The organism is Ruegeria sp. MALMAid1280, from assembly GCF_049195285.1.
Lineage (GTDB): Bacteria > Pseudomonadota > Alphaproteobacteria > Rhodobacterales > Rhodobacteraceae > Ruegeria.
Map to the genome: position 1 here is coordinate 310,121 of NZ_JBMIRT010000049.1, position 21,794 is coordinate 331,914.

Annotated in this window: 22 protein-coding genes; 14 read left to right on the top strand and 8 right to left on the bottom strand. The window is 60.7% G+C overall.

What is annotated here, in order from left to right:
- Nucleotides 1–10: 10 nt before the first annotated feature.
- The 7 genes from ACOQFT_RS13345 (at nucleotide 11) to ACOQFT_RS13375 (ending at nucleotide 5,821) form a co-directional block, all read left to right on the top strand.
- The gene (locus tag ACOQFT_RS13345) at nucleotides 11–850 is read left to right on the top strand and encodes an isocitrate lyase/PEP mutase family protein (RefSeq protein WP_421598392.1); all 840 of its coding nucleotides are present in this window, start codon (nucleotides 11–13) and stop codon (nucleotides 848–850) included.
- A 188-nt stretch (nucleotides 851–1,038) separates the two neighbouring features.
- The gene (locus ACOQFT_RS13350; RefSeq protein WP_421598393.1) at nucleotides 1,039–1,401 is read left to right on the top strand and encodes a cupin domain-containing protein; all 363 of its coding nucleotides are present in this window, start codon (nucleotides 1,039–1,041) and stop codon (nucleotides 1,399–1,401) included.
- Between the two features lie 42 nt (nucleotides 1,402–1,443).
- The gene (locus tag ACOQFT_RS13355; RefSeq protein WP_421598394.1) at nucleotides 1,444–2,172 is read left to right on the top strand and encodes an endonuclease/exonuclease/phosphatase family protein; all 729 of its coding nucleotides are present in this window, start codon (nucleotides 1,444–1,446) and stop codon (nucleotides 2,170–2,172) included.
- Between the two features lie 55 nt (nucleotides 2,173–2,227).
- Nucleotides 2,228–2,641 carry a Fur family transcriptional regulator gene (locus ACOQFT_RS13360; protein ID WP_170671801.1) on the top strand — a complete coding sequence of 138 codons (414 nt, stop codon included), beginning with the start codon at nucleotides 2,228–2,230 and terminating at the stop codon, nucleotides 2,639–2,641.
- A 137-nt stretch (nucleotides 2,642–2,778) separates the two neighbouring features.
- Nucleotides 2,779–3,660 carry a DMT family transporter gene (locus ACOQFT_RS13365; protein ID WP_421598395.1) on the top strand — a complete coding sequence of 294 codons (882 nt, stop codon included), beginning with the start codon at nucleotides 2,779–2,781 and terminating at the stop codon, nucleotides 3,658–3,660.
- Between the two features lie 145 nt (nucleotides 3,661–3,805).
- Nucleotides 3,806–5,083, top strand: coding sequence for a phosphopyruvate hydratase (gene eno / locus ACOQFT_RS13370; protein ID WP_421598396.1), 1,278 nt, complete (start codon nucleotides 3,806–3,808; stop codon nucleotides 5,081–5,083).
- A 60-nt stretch (nucleotides 5,084–5,143) separates the two neighbouring features.
- Complete coding sequence (locus ACOQFT_RS13375) at nucleotides 5,144–5,821, top strand: haloacid dehalogenase type II (protein WP_421598397.1); 678 nt, start codon at nucleotides 5,144–5,146, stop codon at nucleotides 5,819–5,821.
- Between the two features lie 383 nt (nucleotides 5,822–6,204).
- On the opposite strand, the gene ACOQFT_RS13380 is transcribed toward ACOQFT_RS13375, so the two are convergent.
- The 3 genes from ACOQFT_RS13380 to mazG all read right to left on the bottom strand — a co-directional run bounded on the left by ACOQFT_RS13380 (nucleotide 6,205) and on the right by mazG (nucleotide 8,513).
- Nucleotides 6,205–6,654, bottom strand: a complete 450-nt coding sequence (locus tag ACOQFT_RS13380) for a GNAT family N-acetyltransferase (protein ID WP_421598398.1) — start codon at nucleotides 6,652–6,654, stop codon at nucleotides 6,205–6,207.
- On the bottom strand, nucleotides 6,651–7,592 hold the full coding sequence (locus ACOQFT_RS13385; RefSeq protein WP_421598399.1) for a nucleoside hydrolase: 942 nt from the start codon (nucleotides 7,590–7,592) through the stop codon (nucleotides 6,651–6,653). Before ACOQFT_RS13385 ends, ACOQFT_RS13380 begins: the two co-directional genes overlap by 4 nt.
- Before the next feature lie 63 nt (nucleotides 7,593–7,655).
- Nucleotides 7,656–8,513, bottom strand: a complete 858-nt coding sequence (gene mazG / locus ACOQFT_RS13390) for a nucleoside triphosphate pyrophosphohydrolase (protein WP_421598542.1) — start codon at nucleotides 8,511–8,513, stop codon at nucleotides 7,656–7,658.
- Nucleotides 8,514–8,579: 66 nt separating this feature from the next.
- Here mazG and ACOQFT_RS13395 point away from each other — a divergent pair, with 66 nt between their 5' ends.
- The 7 genes from ACOQFT_RS13395 to ACOQFT_RS13425 all read left to right on the top strand — a co-directional run bounded on the left by ACOQFT_RS13395 (nucleotide 8,580) and on the right by ACOQFT_RS13425 (nucleotide 15,210).
- Nucleotides 8,580–9,743, top strand: a complete 1,164-nt coding sequence (locus tag ACOQFT_RS13395) for a M20 aminoacylase family protein (protein ID WP_421598400.1) — start codon at nucleotides 8,580–8,582, stop codon at nucleotides 9,741–9,743.
- Between the two features lie 12 nt (nucleotides 9,744–9,755).
- A complete protein-coding gene (speB, locus tag ACOQFT_RS13400) occupies nucleotides 9,756–10,721 on the top strand; it encodes an agmatinase (protein ID WP_421598401.1) in 966 nt (321 codons plus the stop codon).
- Nucleotides 10,722–10,784: 63 nt separating this feature from the next.
- Nucleotides 10,785–11,732, top strand: a complete 948-nt coding sequence (gene speB, locus ACOQFT_RS13405; protein ID WP_421598402.1) for an agmatinase — start codon at nucleotides 10,785–10,787, stop codon at nucleotides 11,730–11,732.
- A 63-nt stretch (nucleotides 11,733–11,795) separates the two neighbouring features.
- Complete coding sequence (locus ACOQFT_RS13410) at nucleotides 11,796–12,203, top strand: DUF1499 domain-containing protein (RefSeq protein WP_421598403.1); 408 nt, start codon at nucleotides 11,796–11,798, stop codon at nucleotides 12,201–12,203.
- Nucleotides 12,204–12,494: 291 nt separating this feature from the next.
- The gene (gene prfA, locus ACOQFT_RS13415; protein WP_421598543.1) at nucleotides 12,495–13,550 is read left to right on the top strand and encodes a peptide chain release factor 1; all 1,056 of its coding nucleotides are present in this window, start codon (nucleotides 12,495–12,497) and stop codon (nucleotides 13,548–13,550) included.
- The gene (gene prmC / locus ACOQFT_RS13420; RefSeq protein ID WP_421598404.1) at nucleotides 13,547–14,389 is read left to right on the top strand and encodes a peptide chain release factor N(5)-glutamine methyltransferase; all 843 of its coding nucleotides are present in this window, start codon (nucleotides 13,547–13,549) and stop codon (nucleotides 14,387–14,389) included. Before prfA ends, prmC begins: the two co-directional genes overlap by 4 nt.
- Before the next feature lie 242 nt (nucleotides 14,390–14,631).
- Nucleotides 14,632–15,210 (top strand): DUF4167 domain-containing protein, encoded by a 579-nt coding sequence (locus tag ACOQFT_RS13425; protein WP_421598405.1) that lies wholly within the window; start codon nucleotides 14,632–14,634, stop codon nucleotides 15,208–15,210.
- A 52-nt stretch (nucleotides 15,211–15,262) separates the two neighbouring features.
- On the opposite strand, the gene rsmA is transcribed toward ACOQFT_RS13425, so the two are convergent.
- The 5 genes from rsmA to lptG form a co-directional block, all read right to left on the bottom strand.
- Nucleotides 15,263–16,105 (bottom strand): 16S rRNA (adenine(1518)-N(6)/adenine(1519)-N(6))-dimethyltransferase RsmA, encoded by an 843-nt coding sequence (rsmA, locus tag ACOQFT_RS13430; protein WP_421598406.1) that lies wholly within the window; start codon nucleotides 16,103–16,105, stop codon nucleotides 15,263–15,265.
- An 84-nt stretch (nucleotides 16,106–16,189) separates the two neighbouring features.
- Entirely contained in the window at nucleotides 16,190–17,155 is a 966-nt protein-coding gene (gene pdxA / locus ACOQFT_RS13435) for a 4-hydroxythreonine-4-phosphate dehydrogenase PdxA (RefSeq protein WP_421598407.1), read from the bottom strand.
- Nucleotides 17,152–18,405 (bottom strand): peptidylprolyl isomerase, encoded by a 1,254-nt coding sequence (locus ACOQFT_RS13440; protein ID WP_421598408.1) that lies wholly within the window; start codon nucleotides 18,403–18,405, stop codon nucleotides 17,152–17,154. Before ACOQFT_RS13440 ends, pdxA begins: the two co-directional genes overlap by 4 nt.
- Nucleotides 18,396–20,558, bottom strand: a complete 2,163-nt coding sequence (locus ACOQFT_RS13445; protein ID WP_421598409.1) for an LPS-assembly protein LptD — start codon at nucleotides 20,556–20,558, stop codon at nucleotides 18,396–18,398. Before ACOQFT_RS13445 ends, ACOQFT_RS13440 begins: the two co-directional genes overlap by 10 nt.
- Nucleotides 20,558–21,658 (bottom strand): LPS export ABC transporter permease LptG, encoded by a 1,101-nt coding sequence (gene lptG, locus ACOQFT_RS13450; protein WP_421598410.1) that lies wholly within the window; start codon nucleotides 21,656–21,658, stop codon nucleotides 20,558–20,560. Before lptG ends, ACOQFT_RS13445 begins: the two co-directional genes overlap by 1 nt.
- Nucleotides 21,659–21,794: the final 136 nt, after the last annotated feature.

A 21,794-nucleotide genomic window follows, 5' to 3' on the forward strand; every position in this document is an offset into this window, starting at 1 on the left:
AGGATGTGATGTGAATCAGGAGACTAAATTCGAACGCTTCAAAGCGCTTCACGACAAGGATGAAGCATTTGTTATTCCTAACCCTTGGGATGCGGGGTCTGCGCGGTTGCTGGCCAGCATGGGGTTCGATGCATTGGCATCCACAAGTGCCGGATATGCCTTTTCCAAGGGCAAGCGGGATTCATTTGCCAGCCTTGGTCGGGACGAAATTCTGTTGAATGCGGCCGAGATTGTTCAGGCAACGGATTTGCCGGTTGCTGCGGATTTGGAAGACGGTTTTGGCGCCGGCCCTGAAACCTGCGCTGAAACAATCAGGCAGGCAATCGATATTGGCTTGGTCGGCGGTTCAATCGAAGACGCGACGGGTGATGAAAATGATCCGATCTACGCGCTGCCAATTGCGGTCGATCGTATTCGTGCGGCTGCAGACGCTGTGCGGGGAAAACCCTTTCTGTTGACCGCCCGGGCCGAGGGTTTTCTTTGGGGTCGAAAAGACCTGTCAGAAACAATCAAGCGTCTGCAGGCGTTCTCGGACGCGGGTGCCGATGTTTTATACGCGCCCGGGCTTCCGGATATCGACGCGATCCGAACCGTTTGCAGCGCTCTGGACAAGCCCGTGAATGTTGTCATGGGGTTGCAGGCTCCGTCTTATACCGTCGCGCAGCTGTCGGAGGCCGGGGTCAGGCGGATCAGCGTGGGGGGATCGTTTGCCCGCGCGGCATTCGGAGCGTTACAGCGAGCCGCGCGTGAAGTCAGGGTCAACGGAACCTTCGACTATGCCCGTGATGCAATGTCCGGAGATGAGATCAGTGAAGTGATGTCGCAACGCAAACTGCCGGATCGCCAATGACGCCCTTTTTGAACCTCAGACGTCACCGCGCCGAAATGAGGGGGTGATTTGGCATCCTCCCGTGGCAACCCGTGGACCGGGCGCAGGAAAACTGTCACTTCAAATCACCCTGCGCCTTACCATCAGGGAAGAATGCTGCATAATAGGTGTTCCAGGGGAATATTCAGATTTGATTTAGGGAGCACGGAATGCGCTACTCCATATTGCTGGAAGACGCAGAAGGCGTCTCGTATTTTGAAGACCGGGACGTTGACCTTGAACTCAAGACCTTTGCTCCGCCCGCAGCCGCGTTTCACGTTTCTGGGGAATATGAAGCCTCGCGCTTTGTCTTCCTTACTTTGCCTGCGGGGTGGAAAGGGATACCGCACCGCTCTCCCAAGCGGCAGCTTGCGACGGTTCTTTCGGGGACGTTTCGTGTTCAGGCAGGGTCGGGTGAGGTCCGCGACTTTACCGCCGGTGATCTGTTCTGGGCAGAGGATATCACCGGAACAGGCCATGCCTCCTCTGCCGAAGGGGGCGAGCCTGTCAATTTGATGGTCACGCAGTTTTGAGAGTAATCGGATAGCCGCGCACCGCTTCTTGCCAATCACAGGATGTCCATGACCCAAGCCTCAACCCTGCGCATTGCCAGCTATAATATCCAGAAATGTGTTGGCCTGGACTTCCGGCGGCAGCCGCAGCGCATCATGCAGGTTATCGACAGCATGAAAGCCGATATCGTCGTGCTGCAAGAGGCCGACAAACGCCTGCCGCCGCGTCCTGCCGCCTTGCCGCATTTTTTGCTGGACGAGGCCGGGTGGCAGATCGTCGATCTGGGCGGTGCGGGCAGTCTGGGGTGGCACGGCAACGCGGTGATCTGGCGAGGGGACGCAATCCGGGTACGGCAGACTGCACATCACGATCTGCCGGGGTTGGAACCCCGCGGCGCGGTGCGGGTGGAGTTCGATACCCATATTGGACCGCTGCGCGTGATGGGGATGCATCTGGGTCTGTTGCCCGCATCCCGGCGCCAGCAGATCACTCATATCCGCCGTTTCGACGAAGAATTGAGTCAGATGCCCACCGTCTGGGCCGGGGATTTCAACGAATGGTCGCGGCAGCCGGTGCTGGACCATCTGGCCCCGGATATGCGCTTTTTGCCGCCCGTTGCCAGCTTTCCGGCCGCGCAGCCCTTGGGAGCGCTGGACCGGATCGCGCTGGGCGCGGGGCTTGAGGCGGTGGTGCATGGGGTGCACGACGCGCGGCCTGCGCATATCGCATCCGACCATCTGCCGATTTGGGCCGATTTGAGGCCAGCGCGGGAAACCGCGATTCCGCGGTAGCGCCAGCCGCATAGACGTATTAAGACAGAAACCCGAACTACTTTGGGGATCATATATGTCCGACACGATCATCGCCCGTTGCGAAGCCAAAGGCCTGCGCATGACCGGCCAGCGCCGCACGATCGCGCAGGTTTTGCAGCAAAGCGAAGATCATCCGGATGTCGAGGAGCTGTATTCCCGCGCCTCGCAGGTGGATTCTGGGATATCCATTGCCACCGTCTATCGCACTGTGAAGCTGTTCGAAGAGGCCGGGATTCTCGAGCGTCTGGAATTCGGCGACGGCCGCGCGCGTTATGAAGATGCCGAGCGTGATCATCACGATCACCTGATCGACATGCAATCGGGCGAGGTGATCGAATTCGTCGACCCCGAGATCGAAGCGCTGCAGGAAAAAATCGCGGCCAAGCTGGGCTATAAGCTGAAGGGCCACCGGCTGGAACTGTACGGCGTGCCGCTGGATCAGGACTGACCCATCACCAAACGCGAACGGCAGGCCCACGGGAAATCATGTAATTCGGCCTGATAATACTTGCCTGAACGGGTGTCTTGCGTTTTGGGTGACGTAAGGGGCGGCGAATTGGGCCGCTGGAATTTACGGAAATGACCATGAATAACGTAAACGGCATTTTGCTGGTCGTCGGCGCGATGGCGGCTTTTGCGCTTGAGGACATGTTCATCAAGCTGTTGTCGGTTACGGTGCCGACGGGCCAGATCATGGTTGTTCTGGGCGTGGTCTGTGGTCTTGTGTTTGCGATTTTGGCTGTGGCCACCCGCAAACGCATCTTTGATCCTGTGGCGTGGCAGCCCCTGCCGCTGGCCCGTGCCGCGACCGAGATGGTTGGGGCGCTGTCCTTCGTCACAGCCCTGTCGTTGGTGGAACTGTCCACCGTGGCCGCCGTGTTTCAGGCGATGCCGCTGGCCGTTACCATGGGCGCGGCGCTGTTTCTGGGCGAAAAGGTCGGCTGGCGTCGTTGGAGCGCCGTCGGGCTGGGCTTCATCGGCGTTCTGATGATCATTCGACCAGGTTTCGAAGGGTTCCAGCCCGACTCTCTGTTTGTAGTTGCAACCGTGATAGCCATCGCTGCTCGGGACCTGCTGACCCGCAAGTTAGATCCGCGGGTTGCATCGTCGGTGGTGGCATTGCAGGCCTATTTTGCGGTGGCCGTGTCGGGTGTGGCGCTGATGCTGTTTACCGGACAACCCGTCACTGCGCTGCAATCGGCGCAGATCGGTCCATATCTTGGTGCCGTCGGTTTTGGCGTTCTGGGCTACTATGGCATCGTCACCGCCATGCGGATCGGCGAGGCTTCGGCGCTGATGCCGTTCCGCTATACCCGGCTGATCTTTTCGATCATAGCGGGGATGCTGATGTTTGGGGAGCGTCCTGATTTCCTGACCTTCGCCGGGGCGGCGTTGATCATGGGGTCGGGCATGTACACTTTTATCCGAGAGCGCAAACTGGCCCGTGAACTGGCCATCGCGGCCTGACGGATCGTCGCACGTTGGCGCAAACAGCAACCTGTTAGCCCTAAAGCTCCGGCTATATACATGTTAGCGATAACATGACCGGTTTACTTTTTACCCGATGATGCTATGAGGCGTGCAATTGTTTTCAGCCACAGGGACGGGCCTCATGAGCACCATCATCGACATTCACGCGCGCGAGATTCTGGATAGCCGGGGCAACCCGACCGTCGAAGTGGACGTGATCCTGGAAGACGGCACCATGGGCCGCGCGGCGGTGCCCTCGGGTGCATCGACCGGTGCCTATGAGGCGGTGGAAAAGCGCGACGGTGACAAAAGCCGCTACATGGGCAAGGGCGTGCTGGAAGCCGTCGCTGCTGTGAACGGTGAGATCGCCGAGGAACTGGTGGGCTTCGACGCAACCGAGCAAGTTGCCATCGACGAGGCAATGATCGAACTGGACGGCACCGAAAACAAGGGCCGTCTGGGCGCAAACGCCATTCTGGGTGTTTCACTTGCCACTGCCAAGGCAGCGGCGGATTTCACCACGCAGCCTCTGTACCGCTATGTCGGCGGCACCTCGGCGCGGGTTCTGCCGGTGCCGATGATGAACATCATCAATGGCGGCGAACACGCCGACAACCCGATCGATATTCAGGAATTCATGATCATGCCGACCTCGGCCGCGAATATCCGCGAGGCAGTACGCATGGGGTCCGAGGTTTTCCACACACTGAAGAAAGAACTGTCCGCCGCAGGTCTCAGCACCGGGATCGGTGACGAGGGCGGCTTTGCCCCGAACATCGCCAGCACCCGCGAAGCGCTGGATTTTGTTCTGAAATCCATTGAAAAGGCCGGCTACAAGCCGGGTGAGGAAATCCACCTGGCGCTGGACTGCGCCGCGACCGAATATTACAAGGACGGCAAATACGTTCTGTCGGGTGAGGGCAAAAGCCTGACTTCGGACGAAAACGCGGCCTATCTGGCGGCGCTGGTCAACGACTATCCGATCATCTCGATCGAAGACGGCATGTCCGAGGATGACTGGGACGGTTGGAAGGCCCTGACCGACGCGATCGGCGACAAGGTTCAACTGGTGGGCGACGATCTGTTCGTGACCAACCCCGAGCGTCTTGCGGAAGGGATCGAGCGCGGCTGCGCCAACTCGATGCTGGTTAAGGTGAACCAGATCGGCTCGCTGACCGAAACCCTGCGCGCCGTGGATATGGCGCACCGGGCGCGCTATACCAACGTTATGTCGCACCGCTCGGGCGAGACCGAGGACGCCACCATTGCCGATCTGGCCGTCGCCACCAATTGCGGTCAGATCAAAACCGGCTCGCTGGCGCGGTCGGACCGGTTGGCCAAGTACAACCAACTGATCCGCATCGAGGAATCGCTGGGCGAGGTTGCGGAATTTGCCGGGGCTTCGATCCTCAAGCGCTGATCCGGCAAAAAACAGCCCTGCCTGAAACCAGGCAGGGCATGTCAGGATGAAGGGCTGGGCATGGTAGAAGCGCTGATCTTTGACGTGTTCGGTACCTGCGTTGACTGGCGCAGTTCGATCGCACGCGAAGTGGCAGCGGTTCTGCCGGATCTGGACGCCCTGGAATTCGCCGATGCGTGGCGGGCTGAGTACGACCCCTCGATGGCGGCCATTCGTGAAGGGGGCAGGGGCTATGTTCCTCTGGATGACCTGCACCGCGAAAACCTTGAGGTCGTCGCCACTCGTTTTGGCGTCACGCCCCCAAATCCCGCCGATCTGACCGCCGCATGGGAACGGCTGGACCCCTGGCCTGACGTAGTGCCTGGATTGCAGGCCCTAAAGCACAACAGGATCATCGCGCCCTGTTCCAACGGCTCGATCGCGCTGATGACCCGGCTTGCGAAATATGGCGGACTGCCCTGGGACTGCATCTTGGGGGCCGAGATCGCCAAGACCTACAAACCCAAGCCACAAGTCTATCTGGCCAGTTGTGCCGCGCTGCGTCTGCCCCCCGATCAGGTCATGATGGTCGCTGCGCATAACAATGACCTGTACGCTGCCCGGCAGGCAGGTTTGAAAACCGCTTTTGTGGCCCGCCCGACCGAGTGCGGGCCGTCCCAAGCCCATTATCTGCAGGCCGAAGGGAATTGGGATATTTTCGCCGAAGATTTTATGGAACTGGCGGGCAGGCTCGGATAAAACGGGCCGCGGTCAAAAAAATTTTTTGCGTAACATTTTGAAAAGGCGACTGCTTTTTCATAAAGCGGATTCATGGCCGACATAAATCAGGTTATGTGTGAACTTTTTCCTATTTGTATCAAATTGAGCTGACCTATTGTGACGGCATTGCAGAAAGGAGCATACCATGACTGGTTCGAAATTCCTTCTCGTAGCCTCAGTGATCAGCACTGTATTCTTGGCGGCCTGCGCAGGGCCGGGCACTTACCCGATAACCGGTGATCCGGTGTCTGCGAATGATCCGGTTCAGGATATGGACATGCCTACATATGTCTTCCGCGGCGAGTCCCGCTAGGAGCGATTGAACCGATCATGGGTCTTTGCGGTCGTGATGGGGACGTTCGTCAGAGCTTTCTGGACATCAGCATGTAACGCTCACGCGGTCTGAAACCGGTGCGCAGATACAGCTTCTGGGTGACTTCGTTGCTACGATCGACTTCCAGATGCAACGCGGTCAGACCTGCCCCGGCAAGGGCTTTGGGCAGGTCCAGCAGCACCTCGGTCGCGATCCCGCGGCCCCGGACGGCGGGGCGGATGTAAATCTCGTCGACGAATCCGTCCATGCCGCCGAACTCGACCGACCAGCCGAAGGTAAGGACGATATAGCCCAGCGGCGCGCGACCGGGTCCGATCAGGTAGATGCAACCGTGTGGTATGCCCTCTAGCAGGGGGGCCAACGCGTTGCGGGTCTGATCGATATCCTGTTCGATACCTGTCTCGGCGTGAAAGGCGGTGACCAGCCCCATCAGGCGATCCAGGTCTGAGGGGCGGGCGAGTTTCAGTGCGGCGCTCATAGGCGGGCCAGCCTTTCTGTTAGCAGGTCAAAGAATCCGTCGGCATCGATTTCACCCATGAACATGGCGTTGGGTGCATGGTCCGTGACGCGCCACCAATCGGCGACGGTCATGCCCATTGTCAGTTCCGACTGTGTTTCGATCTGCACGTTGATGTGACGGCCCGAGAACAGCTCGGGGCGGATCAGATAGGCGGTCACGCAGGGATCGTGCAGCGGCGCGCCCTCGGAGCCGTATTTCTCAATGTCGAACCGCTCGAAGAAATCCGTCATCTCGGCAACCGCATGACCGACTTTTGAATCCAATGCGCGGAACGCGTCATTGCGGTGTTTGGTGACCAGCGCGTCATGGGTCACGTCCAACGGCATCACCACGATATGAACGCCGGATTTGAAAACGATTTCAGCGGCTTCGGGATCAACGTAAATGTTGAATTCCGCCGCCGGGGTAATGTTTCCAACCTGAAAATACGCCCCGCCCATCAGCACGATTTCCTGAACCCTATCAACGATGTCGGGCGCTTTCTGAAAGGCGGTGGCGATATTTGTCAGCGGCCCCAGCGGGCAGAGCGTCACGGTTCCGGGCTCATGCCCACGCAGGGTGTCGATGATGAAATCAACCGCGTGGCCCTCGGCCAGAGGCATTTGCGGATCGGGCAGGACGGGCCCATCCAGCCCGGTCTTGCCATGCACATGTTCCGCAGTGACCAGAGGCCGGTTCAGCGGGCGGTCGCACCCGGCAAAGACCGGAACATCCGTGCGTCCGGCCAGTTCACAGACGATCCGCGCGTTTTTGGCGGTCAGTTCCAGCGGCACGTTGCCGGCGACGGCAGTGATCCCAAGAACATCAATCTCTTCCGGGCTGGCCAGCGCCAGCAGGATGGCGACAGCGTCGTCCTGTCCTGGGTCGGTGTCGATGATGATTTTGCGGGGTGCCATGCTATCCCTCCGGGGTCTTGAAGCGCGGACACTCGCAAGTGTCACCGCGCTTGTCCAGCGGTTTCAGGCCCCTGTTGCGGCGTCCACAGGCGGGAGTTTGCCGTTGGCGCGATGTTCCTCGGTTTTCACCTCGTCCCACAGCGCGTCCATTTCGGCCAAGTCACTTTGAGACGGGGTTTTTCCCCGCGCGGCCAGCCGTGCTTCGACCTGTTCGAACCGGCGGGTGAACTTGGCGTTGGTGCGCCGCAGCGCGGCCTCGGGCTCGATCCCCAGATGGCGGCCCAGATTGACCATCACGAACAGCAGATCGCCGAATTCATCCTCCAGCGCGTCGGCGTCCATGCTGTTGCGGGCCTCTTCCAGTTCGGCGGCCTCTTCGGTGATCTTGGCCAGCACGTGGCTGGCGTCGGGCCAGTCGAATCCGACACGGGCGGCGCGTTTCTGCAGCTTGTGCGCGCGCAGCAGGGCGGGAAGGTTGGCCGCAACGCCGTCCAACGCGCCTTTCTGTTCCTTGCCTGCACGTTCGGCGGCTTTGATGGTCTCCCAGTCCACGGTCTGCTGATCAGCCGATTTGTCGCGGGATTCGTTGCCGAACACGTGCGGGTGACGGTCGACCATCTTGTCCGACATGGTGCGGACCACGTCCTGAAAGGTGAAATGCCCGGCCTCTTCAGCCATCTGCGCGTGGAAGACGGACTGGAACAGCAGGTCGCCCAACTCTCCCTTCAGCTCGTCATAGGCCTCGCGCTCGATGGCGTCGGCGACCTCATAGGCCTCCTCAATCGTATAGGGGGCGATAGTGGCGAAATCCTGTTCGATATCCCACGGGCAGCCTGTTTGCGGGTCGCGCAGGCGGCGCATGATTTCCAGCAGACGCTCGATACCCGCATCGCTGTCATGGATCAGAGGATTTTCGGCCATTGCGAACCCTTTCGTTCCGGTGTCAGATGCATCCATTCCGCAGTCAGGATCAGGAGTCCACCCCAGATGCCCGTCGTCAACCGAATTGCTGATTTTGCCGCCGATATGGCCGCATGGCGTCAGCACCTGCATTCGATCCCTGAACTGGAGTTCGAGTGCTTTGAAACGGCAGCCTTTGTCGCCGAGCGTTTGCGCGAGTTTGGGGTGGATGAATTGCATGAAGGTATCGCCAAAACGGGCATCGTGGCCATCATCAACGGGCAGGGTGAGGGGCCGACCATCGGCCTGCGCGCCGACATGGATGCGCTGCCGATCCCCGAGGAGACGGGTGTTGACTACGCCTCGAAGAACCCCGGCAGGATGCACGCCTGCGGTCATGACGGGCACACCACGATGCTGTTGGGCGCCGCGCGTTATCTGGCCGAGACGCGGAACTTCGCAGGCCGCGTGGCACTGATCTTTCAGCCCGCCGAGGAAGATGGCGGTGGCGCAGGTGTAATGGTCGAAGAGGGGATCATGGACCGGTTCGACATCGCTCAGGTCTATGCGCTGCACAACGCGCCGGGCAATCCCGAAGGCGCCTTTCAGACCACACCCGGCCCGATCATGGCAGCCGTGGATACGTTCGAGGTTCACATTCAGGGCGTCGGCGGGCACGGAGCCATGCCGCATGAAACCCGCGATCCGGTGATGGCGGCCTGCGGTATTGCGCAGGCGATTCAGACCATTGTCAGCCGCAACAATTACGCGCTGGACGATCTGGTGATCTCGGTCACGCAGATCCACACCGGTACGGTGAACAACGTGATCCCGGATACTGCCTATATCAACGGCACCGTGCGTACCTTTGATCCCACCGTGCAAAAAATGGTGATGGAACGGATGGAGCAGATCGTGCAGGGGCAGGCGGCATCCTACGGGGTTGAGGCGCGGTTGGACTATGAGGTGAACTATCCCGCCACGATCAACGACGTTGAAAAGGCAGGTTTCGCCGCTGGCGTGGCCCGCGAAATCTCAGGCGCTGACCGCGTGACTGCCAATGCGGGTCGCGAGATGGGGGCCGAGGATTTCTCGTACATGCTGCAAGCTAGACCGGGCGCCTATCTGTTCCTTGGGCAGGGCGAGGGAGCTGGTCTGCACCATCCGAAATACAATTTCAACGACGAGATCGCGCCGGTGGGGGCTTCGTTCTTTGCACGGATCGTGGAAAAGGCGCAGCCGCTGGGTTGATAGGGGAAAGACATGGCACTGGAAGACGCAAAAAATCAGGTGGATGAGGCGTTCACCAATCCGGACCTCAAAGGGTTGTCATTCGAGAACACCTTTGGCGGCGCTACCTCGTTTCTGCGGCGGCTTTACACCAAGGACCTGAAGGGTGTTGATATTGCCGTGACCGGTGTGCCGTTCGATCAGGCGGTTACCAACCGCCCCGGCACCCGGCTGGGACCGCGCGCCATCCGCGAGGCCAGCGCGCTGCAATCACCGGACGCGCCCTATGGTTGGCCCTTTGACGCGCTCAGTGAGTTGGCTATCGTGGACTATGGCGATGTGGCCTATGACTATGCCAACATTCCGGCCTTTCCCGACACGCTGACCGACCATATCCGCACCATTCTGGCGGCCGATGTGGCCTCGGTTTCGCTGGGCGGGGATCACTATATCAGCTTCCCGATCCTCAAAGCCTATGCCGAGAAATACGGCCCAATGTCGCTGCTGCAATTCGATGCCCATACCGACACCTGGGCCGATGACGACATGACCCGCGTGGATCACGGGACCATGTTCTACAAGGCGGTAAAGTCGGGGATCGTGGACCCGAAACGCTCGGTTCAGGTCGGCATCCGGACCACCAACGAGGACACGCTGGGCGTCAACATCATCGACGCGCGCGAGGTTTACGAATCCGGACCCGCGGCCGTAGCGCAGAAGATCAAAGGCATTCTGGGCGACAGTCCGGTCTATCTGAGCTTTGACATAGACGGTCTGGACCCTGCTTTTGCCCCCGGCACCGGCACGCCCGTCTGGGGTGGGTTAAGCTCGATCCAGGCGCAGATTATCCTGCGCGACATCGCCGGGATCAACATCAAGGGCGGTGACGTGGTCGAGGTCTCTCCGCCCTACGACACGTCCGGCGCGACCGCGATTGCCGGGGCCCATGTGGCGACCCAGATTGTTTGCCTTTTGGGGTGGAACAAGCTGGTGCCTTAACCATTGGTTAGCCATCTTTCCGCTATCAGGTTAACCAAAAGGCCGGACGGGAGACATACGGGCATGACAGAGTTTAACCAACCCATCAGCGGCAATGATCTGGCGCGGTTTTCGGGGCCGAACACCTTCATGCGCCTGCCGCAGGCGGATACCTTGGCCGGGCTGGATGTGGCCGTGCTGGGTATTCCGATGGATATCGGAACCTCATGGCGATCAGGCACGCGATTCGGGCCGAAACAAATCCGCAGCGAAAGCGCGATGATCCGGCCTTATAACATGGCCAATTCAGCGGCTCCGTTCGACAGTCTGCAAATCGCGGATATCGGCGATCTGGCGATCAATACCTTCTCGCTGGCTGAAAGTCTGAAAATTATCAAAGAAAGCTATGATGCCATTCTGGCACAGGGGGTAACGCCTGTTGCGATGGGCGGCGATCACTCGATCACCCTGCCGATTCTGCGGGCGATTGCTGCCAAGCACGGTCCGGTGGCGCTGGTGCATGTGGATGCCCATGCGGACGTGAATGACGAGATGTTCGGCGAGAAGGAAACCCACGGCACCGTCTTCCGCCGCGCCTACGAAGAGGGTCTAATTGTCGCCGACAAGACCTTTCAGATCGGCATTCGCGGCTCGGGCTATGCGGCCAGCGATTTCACCGAGGCCAAGGGTTGGGGCTTCCGCCAGTTCCCTGCGTGGGAGCTGTGGCAGCAAAACCTGACCGAGATCGGCTCGCAAATCCGAAAAACCGTCGGGGATCACCCCGTCTATATCTCGTATGACATCGACAGCCTTGATCCATCTTTCGCGCCCGGCACCGGAACGCCCGAGATCGGCGGACTGACAACACCGCAAGCGCTGCAACTGATCCACGCGCTGGCCGGGTTGAATGTGGTGGGGTGCGATCTGGTCGAGGTCTCTCCGCCCTATGATCCCACGGGCAACACGGCGCTAACCGCCGCGAACCTGTTGTTCGAGATGTTGTGCATCCTGCCGGGTGTGACGTCACGGTAGGGGGATCGTCATCTTGTCCGACGCGTCATTGCGCATATTGTTTGCGAAAAGTACGGGGTCGGGATGAAGAAAACGGTGTTTTGGCTGGTCATTGGTCTGGTGGTGCTTGTGGGCGCCTATATTCGTTTGGCCCCATCCGACCCCGGGACGTGGCATGTGGCACCCGTGGGTAAGGCCGATCTGGACATGAAAGGTGGTGTGCTTCGGGTGATGGAAACCGGGCCTGAGGGTCTGGCGAAACTGGACGCTATTGCCCAAGCGACGCCACGCACGGCGGTTCTGGCGGGTTCTGTTGAAAAAGGGATGGTCACCTACATCACCCGAACCAAGGTGATCGGCTTTCCCGATTACACCACGGTTCAACAGGAGGGAGACACGCTGCGTATCCACGCCCGCCTACGTTTTGGACGCTCAGATTTTGGGGTAAACCGAAATCGCGTTGATGGGTGGTTGGCTGCTCTGCAACCGTGACGACAGGCACCCCTCCTGCACCTCGCGCCACATCGGTACATTCAGCGACATCTGACACTGGGCCGTGAACATGCGTCCATCGACCTGAAGGCAGATCATCTCGCCCAGTTCTATACGCGATCCCGATTTATCGGTGCAATAACAGTCCTGAACCTTGCCTTTGGGGCCGACAACATCAGCCATGGCAGGGGCCGCGCACAGCAGTAAAACAAGCGCTAAACGTGTCATACGCGTCAGCATAGCACAGCGATGGGCCTTGACCAAAGCCCCGGATTGAGAGACACCGCGCGGATGATCCCCGAAGAACGCCTTGAACAGATAACCCAGCGATTCCAGTACCTCGAAGCCGCCATGGCCGATGGCGCCTCGGGTGGGGATATTGCGGCCTTGGCCAAAGAGTATTCGGACCTCAAGCCGGTGGTCGATCAGATCATGGCCTGGCGGCAGCTGGTCGCCGATCTGGCCGAGGCCGAGGTCATGCTGGCCGACCCGGACATGAAAGAACTGGCCGAAGAGGAAATTCCGGGCCTGCAGGCCCGCATCCCGCAGGCCGAGCACGCCCTGCAACTGGCATTGCTGCCACGGGACAAGGCCGATGCGCGGCCTGCGATGCTGGAAATCCGCCCCGGCACGGGCGGCGACGAGGCGGCGCTGTTTGCTGGGGATTTGCTGCGCATGTATCAGCGGTACGCCGAAGGGCGCGGCTGGCAGTTCGAGATTATTGAAGAACAGGCTTCGGACCTCGGTGGGATCAAAGAGGTCGTGGCCCATATCAAGGGTGACAATGTCTTTGCCCGGATGAAATACGAATCCGGTGTGCATCGGGTGCAGCGTGTGCCCGAAACCGAAAGCGGCGGGCGCATTCATACATCGGCGGCCACCGTAGCGGTTCTGCCCGAGGCCGAGGATGTGGACATCCAGATTGACGCCAATGACATTCGCATCGACACCATGCGCAGTTCCGGCGCGGGTGGGCAGCACGTGAACACCACCGACTCGGCAGTGCGGATCACACACCTTCCGACGGGGCTGGTGGTGACCAGTTCCGAGAAATCCCAGCACCGTAACCGAGAGATCGCGATGCAGGTGCTGAAAACGCGTCTCTATGATCTGGAACGCCAGCGGATCGACAGTGAACGCTCGGCGGACCGCGCCAGTCAGGTGGGTTCGGGCGACCGGTCAGAGCGGATCAGAACCTATAACTTCCCGCAGGGCCGCATGACCGATCACCGCATCAATCTGACGTTGTATAAGCTGGATCAGGTGATGCAGGGCGATCTGGACGAGGTGATCGACGCGCTGACCGCCGACGATCAGGCGCGTCTGCTGGCGGAGATGGCACAATGATTGCGGCGTTAACAGCCGCACAGGCAATGGTCGCCGCCACCGCGCGCCTGCGGGCCGCAGGGGTGGCCGATCCGGCACGGGATGCGCGGGTGTTGCTGGCCCATGCCGCACGGATCGAGGCCAGCCGCGTCACGCTGATCGCGCCCGAGGAACTCTCGCCCGAAATTGCCGAGCGCTATGACCAGTTGATCTCATTGCGGGCCATTCGGGTACCAGTGTCGCATTTGCTGGGCGAGCGTGAATTCTATGGCCGCCAGTTCCGGGTCAGCCCCGATGTACTGGACCCACGCCCCGAAACCGAAACACTGATCGAAGCGGCGCTGAGTGAACCGTTCGATCATGTACTGGATTTGGGCACCGGCTCAGGCTGTATTCTGATCACGCTGCTGGCCGAGCGTACCAGCGCCTCGGGCGTAGGTGCGGATTTGAGCGAATCCGCCTGCCTGCAAGCCAGCGCCAACGCGGTGCAGCACAAAGTGCAGGAGAGGGCCGAGATTTTGCGCTCGGACTGGTTTGAGAACATAGAAGGCGAATTCGACCTGATCGTTTCAAATCCGCCCTATATTTCGCTGTCCGAAATGAACGACCTGTCCCCCGAAGTGCGTGAGCACGAGCCGCGCATGGCCCTGACGGATGAGGGCGACGGGCTTGGCGCGTACCGCCATATCGCAGCCTCGGCGCCGGATTTTCTGATGCCGGGGGGACGAATTCTGGTCGAAATTGGCCCAACGCAGGGTCAAAGCGTCGCATCCCTGTTCCAGGCCGCGGGCCTGGCCGAAACGCGGATCATTCCCGATCTGGATGGCCGTGATCGTGTTGTTCTGGCCAGAATGCTGTAAATACGCCGTCAGGTGAGGCCGAAAAACGCCGATTAATGTAAAAAAGCTGCGAATTATCTGACAAACCTCTTGTCTGCGCGCTCTGGACATGCTTACTCAGAGATAGTCGGAGAGGTTGACGCTGTTTCAGCGGGCCCCTGACGCCAAGCCCAAAAAAGTCGACATCGCGTGACGGCTAAAGCCATTGAGCAGTGCAGGACGCGACTTATCGGCACCGAATGACAAGGCTGACGTAAAGTAAGATGAGATCTTCCAAATCCCGCTCGCGGGCCAAGAATAACCGCAATCGTCCTTCTGGCGGCAACGTTGTTAACCGGGTTTTTGACAGCTCGGGTCCCGAAGGCAAGGTGCGCGGTACGCCCCAGCAGATCATTGACAAATACAACCAGCTGGCGCGCGATGCCCAGCTGTCGAATGACCGCGTGGCGGCCGAGAACTTTCAGCAGCACGCCGAGCATTACCTGCGCCTGCTGAGCGAAGCGCAGCGCGAGATCGAAGCGCGCCGCGAAGAGCAGGAGCGCCAGAATCGCGAGCGTCAGGCCGAGCGTGACCGCGAACGCGCCGAGCGTCAGGAACGTGACGCCGCCCGTCAGGCGGACCCGGCCGATGCGCCGCAGCCCGATGTGATGGATTTCGGCACGCCCGAGGCCGCACCCGAAAGCGGTTTGGTTGAGACGCCGGAAAGCAAAGGGGCCGAGCCCACCCCGGCACCGGAGAAAAGGGAAAAGCCTGCGCGCAAGCCACGGGCACGCAAGCCGAAAGCAGCACCTGCCGAGGATGCACCCAAGACGGACGGCGATGCGCCGGAAGCGGCCGAGTAAGCGCTGGTACAGAAATTGCAAAAGCCCCGGTTTTGCCGGGGCTTTTTTGTGCTCAGCTTTTTTTGACTTCGCGAGCCAGCGCGCAGAACGCCTCGAGCGGGACCTGCTCGGCGCGTTCGGTGGGTTGGATACCAGCCGCCAGCAGACGATCTTCGATATCCGGGGCAACGCCTTTCAATGAGGCTCGCAACATCTTGCGGCGCTGGTTGAAGGCCGCGGCAACGACGCGGGACAGGGTCGCGGCGTCGGCTGGGTAGCGCGGTTCGGGCAGGGCGGTCAGTTGGACCACCGCGCTGGAGACCTTGGGCGGAGGCGTGAAGGCGCCGGGGGGCAGGGACATGGCGACCCGCGCCTCGGCCCGCCATTGGGCGAGGATGGCAAGGCGGCCATAGGCCTTGCTGCCGGGTTGGGCGACGATACGCTCGGCCACTTCGCGCTGGAACATCAGGGTCAGGCTTTGCCAAAAGGGCGGCCATTCGGGGGGAGTCAGCCAGCGAACCAAAAGTTCGGTGCCCACGTTGTATGGCAAGTTGGCCGCAATGCGGATCGGCGGTGTCAGGTGCGCCAGCGGATCGATTTCCAGCGCGTCGCCATTGATCACCTCAAGCCGGCCGGGGTAAGCAGCGGCGACGTCGTTCAGGGCGGCGATGCAGCGGGTGTCTTTTTCCACCGCCACAACTTTGCGCGCGCCCTCGGACAGCAGCCCGCGGGTCAGACCACCGGGGCCGGGGCCAATTTCCAGCACGTCGCAGTCCGTCAGGTCTCCGGCCTGGCGCGCGATCTTGGCGGTCAGGTTCAGGTCCAGAAGGAAGTTCTGGCCCAGCGACTTACGCGCCGAGAGCTGGTGTGTCGCGATGACCTCGCGCAGAGGGGGGAGATTGTCGATTGCGCTCATGATCCGGTTACCGTGGCGCGGGCTGGGGTTGATGCGCCAGAGATTTTTTGCCTCCGGCGGGGATATTTTGAGCCAGGTGAAGGATCAAGAGCTTTGTGCCATGCGTTGGGCCAGTTTCAGCGCCTCGATCAGGCTGGTGGGGGTGGCGATGCCCTTGCCTGCGATATCCAGTGCAGTGCCGTGATCGGGTGAGGTGCGGATGAAGGTCAGGCCCAGCGTCACGTTCACGCCGCGGTCGAAATCCAGCGTTTTGATCGGGATCAGCGCCTGATCGTGGTACATCGCAATCGCCGCGTCATAGTGCGTGCGGGCGGCGGCGTGGAACAGCGTATCTGCCGGGTGCGGGCCGGTGACCGTATAGGTGTCGGTGGGCAGGCCTTCGATCAGCGGGGCGATCCAGTCCAGCTCTTCCCGCCCCATCTTACCACCTTCGCCCGCGTGTGGATTCAGGCCCGCTATTGCGATGCGGGGATGGGCGATGCCGAACTGGCGGCGCAGGCCCTCGGCGGTGATGGAAATCGTCTCGCGCAGCAGGTCCGGCGTCAGGGCCGAAGGGACCTGCGACAGGGGGATGTGGATGGTTGCGGGCACCACGCGCAACTGGTCCGAGGCCAGCATCATCACCACCCGCTTGCGATCGGCGAGGGCGGCCAGAAACTCGGTATGGCCGGGATAGGCAAACCCGGCCCCATCGATCAGCGCCTTCTTGTGGATGGGTGCGGTGCATAGTGCCGATGCGGCGCCGGACTGCACCAGCGTGACACCCTGTTCAATGGCGTCGATGACGTAGGGCGCGTTGACCGGGTCCGGCTGGCCCGGGACGTTGGGGGCCGGGAAGTCCAGCTGCAGAACCGGCAGGGCTGAGGCGCAGACGTCAGCAACCTCTGACGGGTTCGAGATGCGCGCAACCGGTGTATCGGACGGCAGATGGGCGACGTCACCGATGTAGAAAAACGGGCAGGTGTCGCGCAGGTCCGACCACGCCTTGGCTGCGATTTCCGGGCCTATACCAGCCGGATCGCCGCAGCTGAGCGCGATCGGGGCTGTCATTGCTCGACGATGGTCGCTTCGGCGCGCAGCTGTGCCAGCAGGCTGCTGGCAAATGCCTCGAGCCGTTGTTGGGTAAGCGCGTTGGCAACATCCGTGCGCGTCGTCTCTTCACCCAGATCGCGGGTACGGGTACAGAGCATCAGGAACATCAGCGTCTGGCCGTTGTTGCGGGTCAGCGTTGTGGACACTTCGTTCAGGTCCAGCTTGGCAAGTTCCAGCGCTACGTCGCGGGGGATCTCGCTCGGGCTGGCCTGAATGCGTTGCAGCACTTCGGCGGGCTGCTCCTTGGCAATGCCATAAAGGTCATCGCAGGTGTCGATCTCTTCCCTCAATTTGGCAGCTTTGGCCAGGGTGTCGGCGCTGCGGCCGCCGGGCATGTTGTAGATCGCATAGTCGATCTCGGAATAGCGGGTGGTGCCTGTCGCAACCTCGCGCAGGCCGCGCATCTGGAACAGGGCGATGGCGTTGGGCAGAGTCAGTGGTTGCGTGATATCCCCGTTCTTCAGTCCGATGATCACCGGTTGCAACGCCGGCGGCAGGCTTGAGATGTTCAGCCAGTCCAGCCGTCCGCCGTTGTCGCGCGTGGCGGCCGCCGAATACTGCGTTGCTGCCGCCGAAAAGGCATCAAAGCCTTCCAACTCAGAGATTTCTTCTGCCAAAAGCTGCGCCTGAGCAACGGTCTGCTGGTTCACCGGGATGATGACCTCGGACAACAGCACCTGCAGGCCGCCGCCGTCGGTCTGTCCCAGCGCGCGGTTGATTTCGTCATCGGTCGGGCGGGCCTGCGACAGGAAACGCGCGCTGACATAGTCGCGCCACGTAATCTGGTCGGCGACGAAATCGCGGACGGTTTCGCGATCAACGCCCTGATCGGCCAGCAATTGCAGGAACTGATCGGTCGACAATTGCCCGCGCGCGGCAAATTCGTCGATCCCGACCTGAATGTCTTCGGGTGCGGCCTGAATCCCCGCCTCGCGCATGGCCTGCCGACGCAGCCGGTCGTCGATCAGAGCATTGCGCACTTCCTCATCGGAGGCGCCGGGCGCACCCAGAGCGGTCAGGAACTGTTGCCGCTGGCTCAACTCGTACCAGGTGATGATATCCTGATTGACCTTGATCGCCGGCGAAAACAAGCTTTGCGCATCGGCCTGAGGCGACGTCGTGGCCAGCATTGCCCCGAACAGCACGGGGGCGACCGGTTTTAGCCAACCGGAGCGAAGGAAACTGGTGAAACCTGAAATCAACTGCATCTTCTCTTGTACTGTTGGCCGCCACTGGTAACGGAATATCCCGTCAGGGCTACGGTAAAGCCGAATTCTGTCGAAGGCTCAATACTTGATGATGAGGTAAAGCGCCTGCTGACGTTCATGTTAACCTGCACACATTCATTCTGATACGTGACCCCCAACCCATAGCGGATCGGTTCGGACTCGCTCAGGTCATAGCGTGCCAGGGCGGTTGTGTTCCAGTTCTGATCGACAAGGTAACGTCCGGTCAACCAGACCTCGGAAATCTCGTCGTCCACGTTTTCTGCCGGATCGGGCTCTTGCCACACATAGCTGCCGGTGACGCCCACAGTCGGTTTCTGCCATGCGGCGCGGAGTTCGGCCTTGGCAAAGCTGAAATCCCCGTTCAGCAGGCCACGCCCGGCCAGAGACCAGCCGTTTGGCGTCTGAATCTGACCGGCCAGCAGCAGATCCGAGGTCGTGCCCTGCAAACCGGAGGTCAGGTTGAAATTGGGGTCCGCATTGGCGCGAAAGACCTGACCGATCGTGGCCAAAGCCCGCCAGTTGCCCGCGGAATAGCGCGACCAGTTAACGCCGATGACACCGGTTAGGCCATCTTCGCGCTGGTCCGGGGCAGGGAACCTGGACAGTGACAGAAGGTTGCCCTGATCGAATTCCTGAAAGGTGCTTTCGTCGTCGGGCACATCGTCGTCGGTCACATGTGTCCAGCCGACCTGGGCAATCGGTTCAAGAATCTGGGTCGCCCCGGACGTTTCCCGCTTGCGCATCGGATAGCGCAGCGTCAGTGCCGCGCGGGGGGTGGCCCGGGTCACCTGATCGGGGAAATTGCTGTCGTGGCGGATGTTGAACGTATCGACGGACGTGCCCACGCGCGCCTCGGCCCGTAGGCCTGACGCGAAGGTCCAGTTGCGCAACCATTCCGCATCAAAGGTTGCGCGAGCAATATCGCGGCCAACGATGTCCTCGTCGCTGGTGCGTTCATGGGCGTGTGTTATGAAGCTAAGCCGGACCTCACCGCCGAGGGAGGTTGGGAAAAGGCGTTTCTGGTAGTACAGATCGAAAATTCGCGATGGGATTTCATCCTGGTTTTCGCTGTCGCGCAGAGTTTTATAGTGGATGAAACTGGTGCGGAACGCGGTGTCGCGCTTGATCCGCTCAAGGGCGACCTCGCTGCGCAGGCGGTCAAGATCGGGCAGGCCGTAATCCGCCAGATAAGCATCGTCGGACGTGGTTCTGATGTTGAACAGGAACCGGTAGCCGTCGTTCAGGTTGAACCAACCGTTGGCGAACAGGTATCCCCGGTCCTCGCCCTCTTGCAGGTCGTCACGGGTATAGGCGCCCTCAAGCTGGATGCGGCCGTTCTTAAACGCTTGCCGAAAACGCAGCCCAAGGGTCTTGGTCTTGGACGAGACATAGGGCGTCAGCGTCAGGTCCTTGTGATCGCCCAGCTTGATGAAATAGGGCACCTGAACGCCGGTTCCCAGCTGCGATGTGGTCCGGACTGAAGGCACCAGAAATCCGGTGGCGCGATCCAGGGTCGGGTCCGGCAGCCGCAGGTAGGGGAAATAAAAGACGGGCACGTCCAGCACCCGCAGCTGCGCCCCCTCGAAATAAAGCTGCCGTTCCAGCTGATCATGGGTGACCTTGCGGGCGCGGATCTGCCAGATCGGCGGTTTGCCGTTGGCGCAGACATGGCACGAAGTGGCCGAGACCTTGCTGAACTGCGTATATCTGCCCACCGCGCGGGTGGCCTGAACCGAGGCGATCTGAACCTGCTGGTCGAACACCATCCGGGCGCCGATCAGCAGGCCATTCTGAATGCTGTCATCCAGTTCCGCCGAATCCGCCAGGATCGTCGTCGCTCCGGCCTGATCGATGCGGATCGGGCCTTCGAGCGTCAGCGCGCCGTTCTCGCGGTCATAGGTGATGCGATCGGCAGTGATTTTGACGTCACCCTGAAAGGCCTCGACATTGCCTTCGGCCACCAGCACACGTTCGGGCGTGATGAAAATCTCATCTGCCACCAGCAGGGCGGGCTGGTCTTGCTGCTGAACATCCTGCGCCGGATCGGCGGCGGGCTGGGCCTGAGCCGCAGCAGCGGTTGGCAATGCCAGCGCTACGGCGCCTGACAGCAGAAGGTGGGATATGATCCGCATCAGCCGTCCTCCGCATGAAGCAGAAGGCCGAGGGACAGAAGAATGGCAGCAAAGGGTGGCGCCCAGGCCGCGACGATGATTGGCAATTGACCGTTTTCCCCGAGTATTTGGGCAAAGTTGCGAACGAAATAGATGGCAAAGCCCAGCAGAACGGCGGACAGAACGGCGATGCCGGTGCCGCCAAAGCGCACGTGGCGCATGGTAAAGGCCGCGCCGATCATCACCATCGCCATCAGAAAGAAGGGCCGCGCCAGCTGAACCTGCAGCCAGACCTCGTATTGTTTGGTGGAAAACCCAGCCTCGCGGAGGTCGCGGATCAGTTGAGGCAGGTCGTAGACCGAAACCGAATCCTGCTGACCCAGCGTATCCAGAATGCGTTGCCGCGTCAGAGAGGTCGGGAGTTCGATCTCTCGGTGGACCTCGGCCGCGGCTTCCGGGTTTACGTCATCGGCCAGAGACCAGATCTTTGCGTTGGACAGGACCCACGACCCGTTTGAAAGCCGCGCCTGGTCTGCGACGATCTGCTGCGTCGGTTTGCCATCCGGTGAAAACGAGATGATCGTCACCCAGGTCAGCTCCAGCGCGTCGGCATTGGTGGTGCCGCGGGCGTGAATGACCGATTGTCCGTCCGCCGAACCCTGCCGCAGCCACAGTCCTTCGCTGGTGATGGACAGGGCGGATTCGCCCTTGTTCTTGTAGGTGTCGGACAGGCGCCGAAACTCCTCGGATGTGGCGGCGGAAATCGGGTTCAGCAAGGCCACTGCAAGGGTGCCGATCACTACGGCCAGCGACACCGGTGCCAGCAGCGCCCGGATACCCGACCGTCCGATGGCACGGGTCACAACAAGTTCGGAACTGCGCGCCATCCCGACAAACAGCGCGATGGTGGACAGGATCACCAGCAGCGGAAGCATTTCGCTGATCGCCGCCGGTGTATTCAGCAGGGTCAGGTGCAGCAGGGTGCCAAAGGACAGGTTTTCCGAGTCGAAACGGCGGGCCTGCTCGACCAGATCGATCAGAATCAGCAGGGTCAGGAAAATGCCGCCGATGACCAGAAAGCTCTGAATGAACCGGCGGGCGAAATAGCGGTCAAGGATCACGAATGTGCCTCCGCCCAGACAATATCCTTGGGAAAATGGGCGATCATCGGGCCGAAGTCACCGTCGCCTGCGCGTTTGCACACCGGCTTATGCCTGCCCTGTCTTGCCAACTCGTTCTCCCCCGATCCTGCCGGAA

Excerpts from the sequence above, each read along its gene's own strand:
- ACOQFT_RS13350 (WP_421598393.1), top strand. The coding sequence starts at position 1,039 with ATGCGCTACTCCATATTGCTGGAAGACGCAGAAGGCGTCTCGTATTTT.
- speB (WP_421598402.1), top strand. The coding sequence starts at position 10,785 with ATGACAGAGTTTAACCAACCCATCAGCGGCAATGATCTGGCGCGGTTT.
- ACOQFT_RS13365 (WP_421598395.1), top strand. The coding sequence starts at position 2,779 with ATGAATAACGTAAACGGCATTTTGCTGGTCGTCGGCGCGATGGCGGCT.
- mazG (WP_421598542.1), bottom strand. The coding sequence starts at position 8,513 with ATGGCCGAAAATCCTCTGATCCATGACAGCGATGCGGGTATCGAGCGT.
- ACOQFT_RS13395 (WP_421598400.1), top strand. The coding sequence starts at position 8,580 with ATGCCCGTCGTCAACCGAATTGCTGATTTTGCCGCCGATATGGCCGCA.
- ACOQFT_RS13375 (WP_421598397.1), top strand. The coding sequence starts at position 5,144 with ATGGTAGAAGCGCTGATCTTTGACGTGTTCGGTACCTGCGTTGACTGG.
- eno (WP_421598396.1), top strand. The coding sequence starts at position 3,806 with ATGAGCACCATCATCGACATTCACGCGCGCGAGATTCTGGATAGCCGG.
- ACOQFT_RS13355 (WP_421598394.1), top strand. The coding sequence starts at position 1,444 with ATGTCCATGACCCAAGCCTCAACCCTGCGCATTGCCAGCTATAATATC.
- speB (WP_421598401.1), top strand. The coding sequence starts at position 9,756 with ATGGCACTGGAAGACGCAAAAAATCAGGTGGATGAGGCGTTCACCAAT.
- ACOQFT_RS13380 (WP_421598398.1), bottom strand. The coding sequence starts at position 6,654 with ATGAGCGCCGCACTGAAACTCGCCCGCCCCTCAGACCTGGATCGCCTG.
- prmC (WP_421598404.1), top strand. The coding sequence starts at position 13,547 with ATGATTGCGGCGTTAACAGCCGCACAGGCAATGGTCGCCGCCACCGCG.
- rsmA (WP_421598406.1), bottom strand. The coding sequence starts at position 16,105 with ATGAGCGCAATCGACAATCTCCCCCCTCTGCGCGAGGTCATCGCGACA.
- prfA (WP_421598543.1), top strand. The coding sequence starts at position 12,495 with ATGATCCCCGAAGAACGCCTTGAACAGATAACCCAGCGATTCCAGTAC.
- ACOQFT_RS13425 (WP_421598405.1), top strand. The coding sequence starts at position 14,632 with ATGAGATCTTCCAAATCCCGCTCGCGGGCCAAGAATAACCGCAATCGT.
- ACOQFT_RS13445 (WP_421598409.1), bottom strand. The coding sequence starts at position 20,558 with ATGCGGATCATATCCCACCTTCTGCTGTCAGGCGCCGTAGCGCTGGCA.
- ACOQFT_RS13440 (WP_421598408.1), bottom strand. The coding sequence starts at position 18,405 with ATGCAGTTGATTTCAGGTTTCACCAGTTTCCTTCGCTCCGGTTGGCTA.
- ACOQFT_RS13360 (WP_170671801.1), top strand. The coding sequence starts at position 2,228 with ATGTCCGACACGATCATCGCCCGTTGCGAAGCCAAAGGCCTGCGCATG.
- pdxA (WP_421598407.1), bottom strand. The coding sequence starts at position 17,155 with ATGACAGCCCCGATCGCGCTCAGCTGCGGCGATCCGGCTGGTATAGGC.
- ACOQFT_RS13385 (WP_421598399.1), bottom strand. The coding sequence starts at position 7,592 with ATGGCACCCCGCAAAATCATCATCGACACCGACCCAGGACAGGACGAC.
- ACOQFT_RS13410 (WP_421598403.1), top strand. The coding sequence starts at position 11,796 with ATGAAGAAAACGGTGTTTTGGCTGGTCATTGGTCTGGTGGTGCTTGTG.